We start from the raw sequence: 13,925 nt of genomic DNA, 5'->3' as shown, positions 1-13,925 counted from the left end.
TGTGCCCGTCGGTTCCACGCATCCACCGGTCGCGGACGCACGGTCGGCCATGCTACGCCGACGGCCCGCGAACGCAAGTGCCGTCCGGACCGCGTCGTCATCAGCATCGCCGTCGGTGCGTGGGCCTAGAGTGGACGCGGCCCGTCCCCGGTCGTGATCCGACCACCGACGGCTCGACATGTCCACCACCACGAGAACGAACGAGGTCAACGGTGACGGTGAACGACCAGGACCCGCGCAGCACCGCAGGGCAGGACCAGGACCCGGAGGAGACCGCCGAGTGGCGTGAGTCCCTCGACGGTCTCGTCGCGACGCACGGGCACCAGCGGGCCCGCGAGATCATGCAGAGCCTGCTGAAGCGCTCGAACGAGCTGCACCTCGGCGTGCCGATGGTCCCGACGACGGACTACGTCAACACGATCGCCCCGGAGGACGAGCCGACGTTCCCCGGCGACGAGGAACTCGAGCGCCGCTACCGCCGCTGGATCCGCTGGAACGCGGCCATCACGGTGCACCGCGCGCAGCGTCCCGGCATCGCCGTCGGCGGCCACATCTCGACGTACGCGTCGAGCGCCGCCATGTACGAGGTCGGCTACAACCACTTCTTCCGCGCGCAGGACCACCCGTCGGGCGGAGACCAGGTCTTCTTCCAGGGCCACGCCTCCCCCGGCATGTACGCCCGCGCCTACATGGAAGGCCGCCTGAGCGAGGACCAGCTCGACGGCTTCCGCCAGGAGAAGTCCCACGCCGGCGGCGGACTGTCCTCGTACCCGCACCCGCGCCTGATGCCGCACTTCTGGCAGTTCCCGACCGTGTCGATGGGCATCGGCCCGATCAACGCGATCTACCAGGCGCAGCAGGCCAAGTACCTGTCGAACCGTGGCATCAAGGACGCCTCCGAGCAGCAGGTCTGGGCCTTCCTCGGCGACGGGGAGATGGACGAGGTCGAGTCCCGCGGCCAACTCCAGGTCGCCGCGAACGACGGCCTCGACAACCTGAACTTCGTCATCAACTGCAACCTCCAGCGCCTCGACGGCCCGGTGCGCGGCAACGGCAAGATCATCCAGGAGCTCGAGGCGTTCTTCCGCGGCGCGGGCTGGAACGTCATCAAGGTCGTCTGGGGCCGCGAGTGGGACGACCTGCTCGCCCGTGACACCGAGGGTGCGCTCCTCAACCTGATGAACGCGACGCCGGACGGCGACTACCAGACGTACAAGGCCGAGAACGGTGCCTACGTCCGCGAGAACTTCTTCGGGCGCGACCCGAAGGCGCTCGAGCTCGTCAAGGACTACACCGACGACCAGATCTGGAACCTCAAGCGCGGCGGCCACGACTACCGCAAGGTCTACGCGGCGTTCAAGGCGGCGACCGAGCACAAGGGCCAGCCGACCGTCATCCTCGCGAAGACGGTCAAGGGCTACGGCCTCGGCCCGAGCTTCGAGGGCCGCAACGCGACCCACCAGATGAAGAAGCTCACGCTCGACAACCTCAAGCAGTTCCGCGACGAGATGCGCATCCCGATCTCGGACGCGCAGCTCGAGGAGAACCCCTACACGCCGCCGTACTACCACCCGGGCAACGACGACGAGGCGATCCAGTACATGCACGAGCGCCGCCGTGAGCTCGGTGGCTACGTGCCGGAACGTCGGTCGAAGTACACGCAGGTCAACCTGCCCGACGAGTCGAAGTACCAGATCGTCAAGAAGGGCTCCGGCAAGCAGGAGGTCGCCACGACGATGGCGTTCGCCCGTCTGCTGAAGGACCTGCTCCGCTCGCCCGACTTCGGCAACCGCGTCGTCCCGATCATCCCGGACGAGGCCCGCACGTTCGGCATGGACGCGTACTTCCCGACAGCGAAGATCTACAACCCGAACGGCCAGCACTACACGTCGGTCGACCGCGAGCTGCTCCTGGCGTACAAGGAGAGCCCGCAGGGCCAGATCATCCACGTCGGCATCAACGAGGCGGGCGCCCTCGCGGCGTTCACCGCCGTCGGCACCTCGTACTCGACGCAGGGCGAGCCGCTCATCCCGGTCTACGTCTTCTACTCGCAGTTCGGGTTCCAGCGCACCGGCGACGCGATCTGGGCCGCCGGCGACCAGATGACCCGCGGGTTCATGATCGGCGCAACCGCCGGTCGCACCACCCTGACCGGGGAGGGCCTGCAGCACGCCGACGGCCACTCGCCGCTGCTGGCCGCGACGAACCCGGCCGTCGTCTCGTACGACCCCGCCTACGGCTACGAGATCGGGCACATCGTCCGCACCGGCCTCGAGCGGATGTACGGCACGAACGAGGACGGCTCTCCGTCCCACGACGACCCGAACGTCATGTACTACCTCACGGTCTACAACGAGCCGCTCGTGCAGCCGGCCGAGCCGGAGGGCGTCGACGTCGAGGGGATCGTCAAGGGCATGTACCTGCTCAAGCCGAGCGAGCACGACGGCCCGAAGGCCCAGCTGCTCGCGTCCGGTGTCGCCGTGCCGTGGATCCTCGAGGCGCAGCAGCTCCTGGCCGAGGACTGGGGCGTGTCCGCCGACGTCTGGAGCGTCACGAGCTGGGGCGAGCTGTACCGCGACGGGGTGGACGCCGAGCAGCACGCGTTCCTCAACCCGAACGACGAGCCGCGCACCCCGTACGTCACCGAGCGCCTGCTCGGGACCGAGGGCCCGGTCGTCGCGGTGAGCGACTTCATGCACGCCGTGCAGGAGCAGATCCGTCCGTTCGTCCCGTCCGACTACGCCACGCTCGGTGCCGACGGCTTCGGCTTCTCGGACACCCGTCCGGCAGCGCGCCGCTTCTTCCACATCGACGGTCCCTCGGTCGTCGTGCGGACGCTGCAGCAGCTGGTCCGGCAGGGCAAGCTCGACGCGTCGGTCCTCCAGCAGGCGATCGACAAGTACCGCCTGCACGACGTGACCGCCGGCACGACCGGCAGCGCGGGCGGCGAGAGCTGATCTCCGCGTGACCACACCCCGCACCGCCACCGCCGCGGGCCGGGAGGACGACCGGCAACGGGCGCTCTCCTGGCTCCGGCAGGTGTCGGGCGAACTCTCGACCGCGACGATCAAGCGGCTCGAGGACACCCTGCCCTGGTACAGCGAGATGCCCCCGGGCCGTCGCTCGGCCGTCGGCATGGTGGCCCAGGCCGGCATCACGTCGTTCATCTCGTGGCTCGAAGGCAGCGCCTCCACCCCGTGGATCGCCGCCGCCGACGTCTTCGGCTCGGCCCCGCGTGAACTCCTGCGCTCGGTGAGCCTGCAGCAGACCCTGCAGCTCATCCGTGTCGTGGTGACCGTGGTCGAGGAGCGCGCCGCCGACGACGAGATGCTGCAGGAGGCGATCCTCAAGTACTCGCGCGACATCGCGTTCGCGGCGGCCGACGTCTACGCCCGTGCGGCGGAGGCCCGCGGGCTGTGGGACGCCCGGCTCGAGGCCCTCGTCGTCGACTCGATCCTGTCGGGCGAGTACGACGACGAACTGCCGTCGCGCATCGCCGCCCTCGGCTGGCACGGGCACGGCGAGGTCGCGGTCCTGGTCGGGACGGCGCCGAAGCAGCTCGAGGTCGACCAGGTCCGCCGGACGGCCCGCCACCAGGACGCCGACGTGCTCATCGGTGTGCAGGGCTCGCGGCTCGTGGTCGTCATCGGACGGGCGACCCCGCGCGACGACGTGCCCGAGGGGGAGGAACCCGTGTCGTTCATGTCGATCGCGCAGGAGCTCGAACCGCTGTTCGGCGAGGGCCACCTCGTGCTCGGCAACGAGGTCCCCGGGGTCGTCGACGCCTCGACCAGCGCGAAGGCCGCCCTGGCCGGGTTCGCCGTGGCCCGGGCCTGGCGGGGCGCACCCCGACCGGCCCTCGCCGACGACCTGCTGCCGGAACGTGCGCTCGCGGGCGACCCCCTCGCCCGCTCGGCCCTGGTGCAGCGGATATACACGCCGCTCAAGGACCAGTCCACCGAGCTCCTGCAGACCCTGTGGTGCTACCTCGACACCGGTCGGTCGCTCGAGGCGACGGCGCGTGAACTCTTCGTGCACCCGAACACCGTCCGCTACCGCCTCCGCCGCGTCGCGGACATCATCGGGTGGGACGCCACACACGCGCGGGACGCCCTCATCGTGCAGTCCGCGCTCATCCTCGGCGCGATGTCCGAAGCGGCGTCCACGCGCCGTCGCCCCACGCGCCGCTGACGACCCCACCGGGTGGGGTTCCTACAAGGCATCCCGGCAATCCGTGTGGGGAGTCCACACGTGCCCGACGGTGACTGCCCGGCATCATTGAGCGGTGATCGTCGTCGTCGCGCCCGGACAGGGCTCCCAGACCCCCGGCTTCCTCGCCCCCTGGCTCGAGGACGCCGCCGTCCGTGACCGCGTCGGGCAGTGGTCCGACGCGATCGGCGTGGACCTCGCCGAGCACGGGACGAACTCCGACGCGGACACCATCAAGGACACCGCCCTCGCGCAGCCGCTCATCGTCGCCGCCGGGCTCGTCACGGCCGACGCCCTGCTGGCCGACGACCGCCGCGCCCTCGTCGGTGGTGTCGCCGGGCACTCGGTCGGCGAGTTCACCGCCGCCGCCGTCGCCGGGGTCCTCACCCCGACCGACGCCGTGTCGCTCGTCGCCGAGCGGGGCCGGGCGATGGCCGACGCCGCCGCACTCGAGCCGACCTCGATGGCCGCGGTCCTCGGTGGTGACGCCGACGAGCTCGCCGCCCTGCTCGACTCCCTCGGGCTGACGGCCGCGAACCACAACGGCGGCGGGCAGACCGTCGTCGCCGGTCCGGCGGACGCGATCGCCCGCCTCGCGGAACAGCCGCCCGCGAAGGCCCGCGTCGTCCCCCTCGCCGTCGCCGGCGCCTTCCACACGCGCTTCATGGCGCCGGCCGTCGACCGGGTCGCACCCGTCGCCGCGGCCGCGACCGTGCAGGACCCGACCCTCCCGCTCTGGACGAACGCCGACGGGTCGCAGGTCCGGGACGGTCGCCGCTTCGTCGACCTCATGGTCCGGCAGATCGCCAACCCGGTGCACTGGGACGCCGTCATGACCTCCTTCCAGCAGGCCGGCGTCACCGGCATCATCGAGCTCGCACCGGCCGGGGCCCTGGTCGGCCTCGCCAAGCGCGGTCTCCGCGGCACGCCGACGGTCGCGATCAAGACCCCGGACGACCTGCCCGCCGCCGTCGAGCTGCTGCAGAGCGCCGCCGACGAGTCCACGGAGGCAGCCCAGTCCACGGAGGCCGCCCGATGACCGACGCCAGCACCACCGCCGTCGAGACGGACGCCACCGGCGGGACGGACGCGACCACGGGCCTCCAGGCCGGCGACCGACCGGTCCTGTCCCAGCGACGCGGCCACGAGTTCACCCGCATCCTCGCCTTCGGAGCCGCGCGCGGCGAGAACGTCGTCCCGAACGACGACCTCGTCGGTCCGATCGACTCCTCCGACGAGTGGATCCGCCAGCGCACCGGCATCGTGACCCGCATGCGCGCCGGCCGCGACGTCGAAGCAGTCGACCTCGCCGAGGCCGCCGCGCGCGAGGCGATCGAGAAGGCCGGGCTCACCCCGGACCAGATCGGCGTCGTGCTCGTCGCGACCGTCACCCACACGGTGGCGACGCCGTCGATGGCGTCCCTGCTCGCCGAGCGGATCGGTGCCGCACCGGCCGCCGCGTACGACATCAGCGCCGCGTGTGCCGGATACGCGTACGGGATCGCGCAGGCGGACTCGTTCATCAAGTCCGGCATCGCCGACCACGTGCTCGTCATCGGCGCCGAGAAGCTCAGCGACGTCGTCGACCCGACCGACCGCTCCATCTCGTTCCTCCTCGGGGACGGGGCGGGCGCGGCCGTCGTCGGTCCGAGCGACACCGCCGGCATCGGGCCGAGCATCTGGGGCTCCGACGGCTCGAAGTGGGACGCGATCGGCATGACCGCGACCTACAACGAGTGGGCGGCGGGAGCCCCCCGCCCGACGATGCGCCAGGCCGGGCAGACCGTGTTCCGCTGGGCCGTCTGGGAGATGGTCAAGGTCGCACGCCAGGCGCTCGAGGCGGCCGGTGTCCGCGCCGACCAACTCGCGGCGTTCGTGCCGCACCAGGCGAACATCCGGATCATCGACGAGTTCGCCAAGCAGCTCGGGATCCCGGACACCGTCGCCATCGCCCGTGACATCACCACGACGGGCAACACCTCGGCCGCGAGCATCCCGCTCGCCACGCACCGCCTGCTCTCCGAGCACCCGGAACTGTCGGGCGGTCTCGCCCTGCAGATCGGCTTCGGCGCCGGACTCGTGTTCGGCGCGCAGGTGGTCGTCCTCCCCTAGTCCCCTCGCGCCTCCGGGCGCGGGCAGTGCCCGTGCCCTAGGCTGTCCCACGGTCAAACGACACCCCCCTCAAGGAGAACACTCATGGCCCTGTCCAACGAAGAAGTCCTCGCCGGCCTGGCCGAGCTGATCAACGACGAGACCGGTATCGCCACCGACACCGTCGCCGCTGACAAGTCGTTCACCGACGACCTGGACATCGACTCCATCTCGATGATGACCATCGTCGTGAACGCCGAAGAGAAGTTCGACGTCAAGATCCCCGACGAAGAGGTCAAGAACCTCAAGACCGTCGGCGACGCCGTCGACTTCATCGTCAAGGCCCAGGCCTGAAACGAGCTTCCTGAGCGCCGCGGGCCGCTGACCCTCGAGTCGTGGCCCGCGGCGCTCGTCTTGTCCCTCGCAGAAAGAACCGTCGTCCATGACCAAGAGAACCGTCGTCGTCACCGGGATCGGTGCGATCAGTCCCCTCGCTGCGACCGCCAAGGAATCCTGGGCGGCCCTGCTCGCCGGCGAGTCCGGCATCACCCGCATCGAGGACACGCGCTACGCCGAGCTCGAGCTCCCCGTGGAGTTCGCCGGTCAGGCGCGTCGATTCGTCACCGACCAGCTCACCCGCCCGGAGGCGAAGCGTCTCGACCCGTCCTCGCAGCTGTCGCTCATCGCGGCTCGTGAAGCCTGGGCCGACGCCGGCATCGACGCCGAGTCCGTCGTGCCCGAGCGCCTCATCGTCGACTGGGCGACCGGCATCGGCGGCGTCAACACGCTGCTCGATGCGTGGGACACCCTGCGGGAGCGCGGTCCCCGACGCGTCCTGCCCATGACCGTCCCGATGCTCATGGCGAACGGCCCGGCCGCCGCCATCGAGATGGAGTTCGGCGCCCGTGGTGGCGCCCGCACCTACCTCTCCGCCTGCGCCTCCTCTACGGAGTCCCTGGCCGAGGCATATCGCCACGTCGCCTTCGGTGACGCCGACATCGTCATCGCCGGTGGTGCCGAGGCCGCGCTGCACCCGCTGCCGCTCGCGGCGTTCGCCGCGATGCAGGCGCTCTCGCGGCGGAACGACTCCCCCGCGACCGCGTCCCGTCCGTACGACGTCACTCGTGACGGTTTCGTGCTCGCCGACGGCGCCGCCGCGCTCATCCTCGAGACGAAGGAGCACGCCGAGGCCCGCGGCGCGCACATCTACGCCGAGGTCGCCGGTTCCGGCATCACGTCCGACGCCTTCCACATCACCGCTCCGGACCCCGAGGGCTCCGCCGCCGCCCGCGCGGTCATCATGGCGCTCGAGCACGCGGACGCCAGCCGTTCGGACGTCGCGCACGTCAACGCCCACGCGACGTCAACCCCGGTCGGCGACGTGGCCGAGTACCACGCGATGCGTCGGGTCTTCGGTGACCACCTCGACCAGGTCGTCGTGTCCGCCACGAAGGCGTCGACCGGGCACCTGCTCGGCGGTGCCGGCGCGATCGAGGCGGTCTTCACCGTCCTCGCGCTCGAGAACCGTCTCGCACCGCCGACGATCAACCTCACCGAGCAGGACCCGGAGATCGTGATGGACGTCGCGACCGCTCCGCGGGAGCTGCCGGCGGGCGACCTGCTCGCGGTGAGCAACTCGTTCGGCTTCGGTGGGCACAACGCCGTGGTCGCGTTCCGCTCGGTCTGATCCGCCGTCGGCCTGGAGGCCCGTCCCGCGTCGCGGGGCGGGCCTCCGTCGTCCTGCGTGCGCCGCCGGTCGGCGCGCTCCCGGGACCCCTCCGCGGTCGCACGACGTGCCGCTCACGTCCGCCCAGGTCCCACGATGTGCGGCTCTCGACGCGCGAAGTCCGCGCATCCCGGAACCTGGACGTCTGCGCCCGGGCGAGGCGCGCCTCCCGGCTGCCCGTCGACCTCCGCTGCCCGAGGTCGCCCGCGCTCGCCGTCGCCCGCGGTCGCCCGCGGTCGCACGACGTGCCGCTCACGTCCGCCGTGGTTCCGGAAAGTGCCGCTCTCGGCGCGCGAGATGGGCGGATTCCGGAACCTCGGCGCAGGGGCCCGCGCGCGTCGGACCCCGGTCCCACGACGCAGACGACGGCGCCGCCTCGGCAGAGGCGACGCCGTCGATCGGAGGAAGCAGGCCCGGGACTACCCCACGCGGTGGAGCCAGACGACCGGGTTGCCCTCGGCCGCGTGCCGGAAGGGCTCGAGCTCGTCGTCCCATGCCTGACCGAGCGCGAGTCGCAGTTCGCGGTGCAGGTCGAGGGCGTTGCTGCCGGCGACCTCCATGGCGTAGCGGACCCGGTCCTCGGGGACGACCATGTTGCCGGTGACGTCGGTCTGCGCGTAGAAGACGCCGAGGTCCGGCGTGTGCATCCACCGGCCGCCGTCGGAATGGGCGGTGGCGTCCTCGGTGACCTCGAACCGCAGGTGCTCCCAACCGCGCAGGGCGGAGGCGATCGCCGCACCGGACCCGACGGGGCCGGACCAGGTGAACTCGGTGCGACGTGAGCCGTCGAGCGCGGGCTGGTCGAGCCACGAGAAGTTCACGGCGCGGTTCATCGCGCGACCTGCCGCCCATTCGACGTGCGGGCAGAGCGCGCGTGGTGAGGAGTGCACGTAGAGCACTCCTGACGTTGTCCCAGTCACGATTCCTCCGATCGTCAGGTGCGACTTCCCCATCGACCTGGACTGCGGAGGACCCGTTCGGGACCATCGGTATGCGATTGTGATGTCCCGCAGGACACGCTCATCATGCCAGCTGCCGACCGGGAACGGCAAGCACCCGGACGAAGACCGTGGAGCCGGATCCCCTACGCCAGTTCCTGACGCGGGTAGATGACCTTCTGCACGATGATGATCACCGACGCTGCTGCCGGCACGGCCACGAGCGCGCCGAGCACCCCGCCCACCGTCGCTCCGGCGACCGCGGCGATGACCACGAGGGCCCCGGGGACCTGCACGGCCCGCGACATGATGCGCGGCGAGATGATGTACGCCTCGACCTGCATGTACACGAGGTAGTAGATCGCCGCAGCCAGTGCCGTCGCCGGCGAGGCGAACAGGCAGAGCAACGAGATGAGCACCGCGGCGCCGATCGTGCCGACGAGCGGGATGAGCGACCCGAGGAACGCGAACGTCGCCAGCAGCACGGGCAGGGGCGCTCCGATGATGAGCAGCCAGATGATGCTCAGCACACCGTTGATGCCGGCCTGGGTGATCTGGCCGACGACGTAGCGGCCCACCGACGACGTGACCTCCTCGCTCACCGCGACGAAGTTCTCCCGACGGGACGCCGGCACGAACCGGTACGCCATCGTCTTCAGGCCGCGCATCGACGCCAGGAAGTACAGCATCAGGATGATGACGATGAGGGCACCGGTCAGGCCGGAGAGGATGCCACTGCCGACGGCGAGGATGCCGCCGCCGAGGGAGAGCAGGTTGCCCGGGTTCTCGACGAACTTCTGCGCGGACTCCAGTGCGTGGTCGACGTCGAACGACCCCTCGAACTGTCGCGAGAGGTCCTGCACCCAGCCCTGTCGCGAGATGTCGTCCACGATCTCGGGGAAGTTCTGGACGAGGTTCGTGGCCTGTTCCACCAGCAGCGGCACGATCGCGAAGACGACCCCGACGAACGCGCCGAGCACCGCGACGACGACGACGAGGATCGCCGACCACCGCGGGATGTACCGCTCGAGCAGGGTCACGAGCGGGTCGAGGCCGAGCGCGATGAACAGCGCGACGCCGATGTAGACGAGGACGGTGCTCAGCTCGTGGATGAGCGTGCCGGCCAACAGTGCGACGAGCACACCGATCGCACCCATGAACCCGATGCGGAAGGCGTTCACACGCACACCGGTGCCGGCCCGGCTCACCTCGAACATCACGTTCGGGGTGGGCGCGTGACTCGTGTCTTCGGGAGGGCGCTTCTTGGACGGCAGGTGCACGTAGGGCGGGCGGGACTTGAACCCGCGAATCGTTCGGTTATGAGCCGACTGCCTTGACCAGCTTGGCTACCGCCCCTCGGGGCCAGCGGCCACCGGCTCCCCACGATACAGCGCCTCGAACGTGGAGAGGGTGCGGTTGATGTCGTGTGCCTCGATCATCGTCAGGCTGCGTGCGCGCATGCGGGCGTACTCGTCGTCGGGTGCGGTGAGCACCGAGGCGAGCTTCGCGGCGAGGTCGTGCTCGTCGCCCGGCGCGAACAGGGCGCCGTTGCCGTCGACGAGGTGCGGGAGCGCCATCGCGTCGGCCGCGACGACGGGCAGCCCGGAGGCCATCGCCTCGAGCGAGGAGATGCTCTGCAGCTCGGCCGTCGACGGCATCACGAACACGGTGCCCTCGGTCAGGGTGCGGAGCTTGACCTCGTCGGGGACGAACCCGAGGAAGCGCACCCGGTCCTCGACACCGAGCTCCTGCGCGAGCGCGGTGAGCTTCGGGATCATGTCGCCGTCGCCGACGATCGTGAAACGGGCGTCGAGCGCGGCGGGCAGGAGCGGCAGCGCACGGATGACGACGTCGAGGTTCTTCTCGGGCGCGACCCGGCCGACGAACACGATGTCGTTGCCGGCGGGCCGTCCGGTCGCCAGCGTGTACCGGGTGGCGTCGATCCCGCACGAGATGGCGAGCACCGGCTGCCCGGCGATCGCGTCGCGCAGGTAGTCGGCGGCGAGCTCGGTGGGCGTCGTGATCGCCTCGGCGAGCCGGTAGGTCTTCGCCGCGTCCCGCCAGGCGATCTTGAGCGCGATGGGCGTCGTCCGCTTGCCGAAGGGCGTGTACTCGAGCAGGTTCTCGGGCATGAAGTGGTTCGTGCCGATGATCCGGATGCCCCGGTCGTGTGCCTCGCGGGCGACGCCGCGGCCGACCACGATGTGGGACTGGATGTGCACGACGTCCGGCTGCAGTGCGTCGATGACCGGGGCCGTGTGCTTGCGGACCGTCCACGGCCACGCGAACCGGTACCAGGCGTGTGCCGGCCAGCGGTACGAAGCCAGCCGGTGGACGGTCAGCGTGACGCCGCGGTACTCCTCGTCGAAGGAGCCGTGGTGCGTCCGGTTCCAGGACGGGGCGATGACGTGCACCTCGTGCCCGCGCTGCGCGAGCCCGACCGCGAGTTCCTCGGTGAAGGTCGCCGCACCGTTCACGTCGGGCGCGAAGGTGTCGGCGGCGATGAGCACCCGCAGCGGCCGTCGCCCCCCGGTGGCGGCCGTGGTGTCGGTCGTCTCGGTCCTGGCGTCTGCTGACACGGCGGGGGTCGTCCTCTCGTCGCGGTCACCGGCGCGCGTCCTGACGGACGGCCGGTCTGGTCGGTTCGGAACGCTACCGCACCCCTCTGGCCGCCCGCCTCCGCCGCGCGGCTGACCCGGGTCATCCCCCGGGGTCGTGCCGGACGGGAGGCACGCCTCCCGTCCGCCCGCTAGCGGCGGGTGTCGGGGTGGTGCTTCGCGAGCAGGAACACGCCCGTGATCGCGATCGCCCCGGCGACGAGGAAGCCGATGCCGGCGCCGACCGGCGCCCCGGCGGCCTCGTCGAGGACGATCACGCCGATGCCGACGGCGACGATCGGGTCGACGACCGTGAGGCCGGCGATGACCAGGTCGGCCGACCCGCTGGAGTACGCGTTCTGCACGAAGTACGCCCCGACAGCCGAGGCGACGACGACCCCCACGATCGCGAACACCGTCACCCAGTCGAACGTGCCGTTCACGATGCGGTTCAGCGTGACCTTGGCGAGCGTCGCGACGAAGCCGTACAGGACCCCGGCGCCGATGATGTAGTACAGCGCGTTCCGCCGCTTGGCCACGAGCCGGAACGACACCACGACGAGCCCCAGCACGACCGCCAGGACCACGAGGACGGTGATGAGCTGCCCGCGCCCGATCGGGCTCTCCCGGCCGTACAGCGCGGCGATGAGCACGAACAGGCCGACGCCGCCGATGCACGTCCACACCGCCCGACGTGCCCGGGTGCCGAGCGGGACGCCGCTGCTGCGGGACGAGAACCACGTCGTCACCACCAGGGCGACCGCACCGAGGGGCTGGACGACGATGAGCGGCGCGTAGGTGATGCTGACGAGCTGCAGCACGATGGCGGCACCGAGCATGAGCGTGCCGAGCACCCAGTTGCCGCTGCCGAGCAGGGCCAGGACGTGTCGGACGGACAGGCCCTTCGACTGCTGCCCCAGCCGGGCCTCGACGCGCTGGACGCCGCGGCTCTGGAACTGCGCACCGAGCGACAGGAACACCGCGCCGACCAGTGCCACGGGGATCATCAGGGCCTGGAATGGGGTCAGGTTCTGCACCACGTCGGGGATCGGCAGGTCCGGTGTCACGGGTCGAGGCTATCCGACCCGCGCGGATACCCTGGGAGCATGCCCGTCCTGCCGATCCGGATCACCGGTGACCCCGTCCTGCACACCCCCGCGACCGAGGTGACCGTCTTCGACGACGCCCTCCGCGCACTCGTGGCCGACATGGTCGAGACGATGGACCTCGCTCCCGGTGTCGGCCTCGCCGGTCCTCAGGTCGGTGTCGGCAAGCGGCTGTTCGTCTACTCGTGGACGGACGACGACGGCGTGCTGTGGCGGGGTGTCGCGGTCAACCCGGTGCTGTGGACGACTCCCCCGCTGCCTGAGTCGGTGGAGGAGCTCGACGAGGACGAGGAGTCCGAGGGGTGCCTGTCGATCCCCGGGGAGCGCTTCCCGCTGCGCCGGTCGGAGGGCGCCCTCCTCCGCGCGGTCGACGAGTACGGCGAACCCTTCGAGATCGAGGCGCACGGGTGGCTCGCTCGGGTGTTCCAACACGAGTACGACCACCTGGACGGCCTGCTGTACGCGGACCGGCTGGTGCACCCGTACGCGAAGCAGGCGCAGAAGGCCGTGCGGAAGAACAGCTGGGGCGGTCCGGGGAAGTCGTGGCTGCCGGGTCGGGACCACCCCGAGGGCTGAACGCTCCACCGGCACACCGCGTCCGGCAGACGGGCGTCAGCCCCGGTACGTGTCCAGGGCGTCCCGGAGCCGGTCGATCTCGGGGTGCCCCGGGCAGTAGCGCTCGAGCCCGGCCGCCAGGTGCGCCTGCGACCGGCTCGTCACGGCACCCGTCCACGGCGCCGTCCCGCTGACGGCGCACGCTGCCGCGAGCTGTTCGAGCGTCGCGTCGCCCTCCGTGGCGGCCAGGGCGGACCGCTGCTGCTCCGACGGCTCGGTGCCCGTGATCGGTGCCGCCGTGCACGAGGTCCTGCCGTCCTCCCAGACGGCCGCGGCGGTCGTGTAGGTCTCGGTCTTCGGTCCGTCGCCGACGGCGCAGGTGAAGGCGAACACGATCGGTGCCGACCCGCTCGGGCCGGACGTCGCGGAACTCGCGGACGACGTCGGTTCCTCCGCGACCGCGCGGTCTGTCAGGTCGTCGGCCGAGGAGCACCCGGTGAGCGCCGTCACGGCGAGCCCGAGCGCCAGCACGGCGACGGTGGTCGCGGAGCGGCGGGGACGACGGGGCACCTGTGGACGTTAACAGCATCGGGCGGACGATCGGCTGAGGATGCGCACCACGGCGCCCGGGAACCGCAGGCCCGCGCCGTGCGGCACACGAGTCGAGCCAGGACGGGCGAGCCGGGCCGGAACGCAAGAGGCC

The 13,925-nt window shown here is 71.1% G+C and carries 12 protein-coding genes and 1 tRNA gene; 7 read left to right on the top strand and 6 right to left on the bottom strand.

Annotated features, from left to right (window positions below; all coding sequences use genetic code 11):
• Window positions 1-212: 212 nt before the first annotated feature.
• The 6 genes from aceE (at window position 213) to DEI84_RS03240 (ending at window position 7,987) form a co-directional block, all read left to right on the top strand.
• Window positions 213-2,957 carry a pyruvate dehydrogenase (acetyl-transferring), homodimeric type gene (aceE, locus tag DEI84_RS03265; protein ID WP_110825342.1) on the top strand — a complete coding sequence of 915 codons (2,745 nt, stop codon included), beginning with the start codon at window positions 213-215 and terminating at the stop codon, window positions 2,955-2,957.
• Window positions 2,958-2,964: 7 nt separating this feature from the next.
• The gene (locus DEI84_RS03260; RefSeq protein ID WP_110825341.1) at window positions 2,965-4,191 is read left to right on the top strand and encodes a CdaR family transcriptional regulator; all 1,227 of its coding nucleotides are present in this window, start codon (window positions 2,965-2,967) and stop codon (window positions 4,189-4,191) included.
• Window positions 4,192-4,285: 94 nt separating this feature from the next.
• On the top strand, window positions 4,286-5,248 hold the full coding sequence (locus DEI84_RS03255) for an ACP S-malonyltransferase (RefSeq protein WP_110889656.1): 963 nt from the start codon (window positions 4,286-4,288) through the stop codon (window positions 5,246-5,248).
• Window positions 5,245-6,321, top strand: coding sequence for a beta-ketoacyl-ACP synthase III (locus tag DEI84_RS03250; protein WP_110889655.1), 1,077 nt, complete (start codon window positions 5,245-5,247; stop codon window positions 6,319-6,321). Before DEI84_RS03255 ends, DEI84_RS03250 begins: the two co-directional genes overlap by 4 nt.
• Before the next feature lie 84 nt (window positions 6,322-6,405).
• Entirely contained in the window at window positions 6,406-6,654 is a 249-nt protein-coding gene (locus tag DEI84_RS03245; RefSeq protein WP_058741348.1) for an acyl carrier protein, read from the top strand.
• A gap of 88 nt (window positions 6,655-6,742) precedes the next feature.
• The gene (locus tag DEI84_RS03240; protein ID WP_110825339.1) at window positions 6,743-7,987 is read left to right on the top strand and encodes a beta-ketoacyl synthase; all 1,245 of its coding nucleotides are present in this window, start codon (window positions 6,743-6,745) and stop codon (window positions 7,985-7,987) included.
• Between the two features lie 458 nt (window positions 7,988-8,445).
• Here the strand turns inward: DEI84_RS03240 and DEI84_RS03235 are convergent, their stop codons facing one another.
• From DEI84_RS03235 to DEI84_RS03215, 5 genes are all read right to left on the bottom strand, one after another.
• The gene (locus DEI84_RS03235; RefSeq protein WP_110825338.1) at window positions 8,446-8,979 is read right to left on the bottom strand and encodes a DUF3145 domain-containing protein; all 534 of its coding nucleotides are present in this window, start codon (window positions 8,977-8,979) and stop codon (window positions 8,446-8,448) included.
• 131 nt (window positions 8,980-9,110) lie between these two features.
• Window positions 9,111-10,181 carry an AI-2E family transporter gene (locus tag DEI84_RS03230; protein ID WP_258365971.1) on the bottom strand — a complete coding sequence of 357 codons (1,071 nt, stop codon included), beginning with the start codon at window positions 10,179-10,181 and terminating at the stop codon, window positions 9,111-9,113.
• Window positions 10,182-10,245: 64 nt separating this feature from the next.
• Window positions 10,246-10,320, bottom strand: a tRNA-Ile gene (locus DEI84_RS03225).
• Entirely contained in the window at window positions 10,311-11,543 is a 1,233-nt protein-coding gene (locus DEI84_RS03220) for a glycosyltransferase (RefSeq protein WP_258371684.1), read from the bottom strand. Before DEI84_RS03220 ends, DEI84_RS03225 begins: the two co-directional genes overlap by 10 nt.
• Before the next feature lie 170 nt (window positions 11,544-11,713).
• The gene (locus tag DEI84_RS03215; protein ID WP_181419591.1) at window positions 11,714-12,628 is read right to left on the bottom strand and encodes a multidrug DMT transporter permease; all 915 of its coding nucleotides are present in this window, start codon (window positions 12,626-12,628) and stop codon (window positions 11,714-11,716) included.
• A gap of 39 nt (window positions 12,629-12,667) precedes the next feature.
• Here DEI84_RS03215 and def point away from each other — a divergent pair, with 39 nt between their 5' ends.
• Window positions 12,668-13,243, top strand: a complete 576-nt coding sequence (gene def / locus DEI84_RS03210) for a peptide deformylase (RefSeq protein WP_110825337.1) — start codon at window positions 12,668-12,670, stop codon at window positions 13,241-13,243.
• A 36-nt stretch (window positions 13,244-13,279) separates the two neighbouring features.
• On the opposite strand, the gene DEI84_RS03205 is transcribed toward def, so the two are convergent.
• Window positions 13,280-13,792 (bottom strand): hypothetical protein, encoded by a 513-nt coding sequence (locus tag DEI84_RS03205; protein WP_110889654.1) that lies wholly within the window; start codon window positions 13,790-13,792, stop codon window positions 13,280-13,282.
• Between the last annotated feature and the right edge of the window lie 133 nt (window positions 13,793-13,925).

Origin of the sequence: Curtobacterium sp. MCBD17_023 (assembly GCF_003224415.1) — a bacterium.
Lineage (GTDB): Bacteria > Actinomycetota > Actinomycetes > Actinomycetales > Microbacteriaceae > Curtobacterium.
Note: the sequence above shows the minus strand (reverse complement) of the source record. Positions and strands in the feature narration are given on the sequence as shown.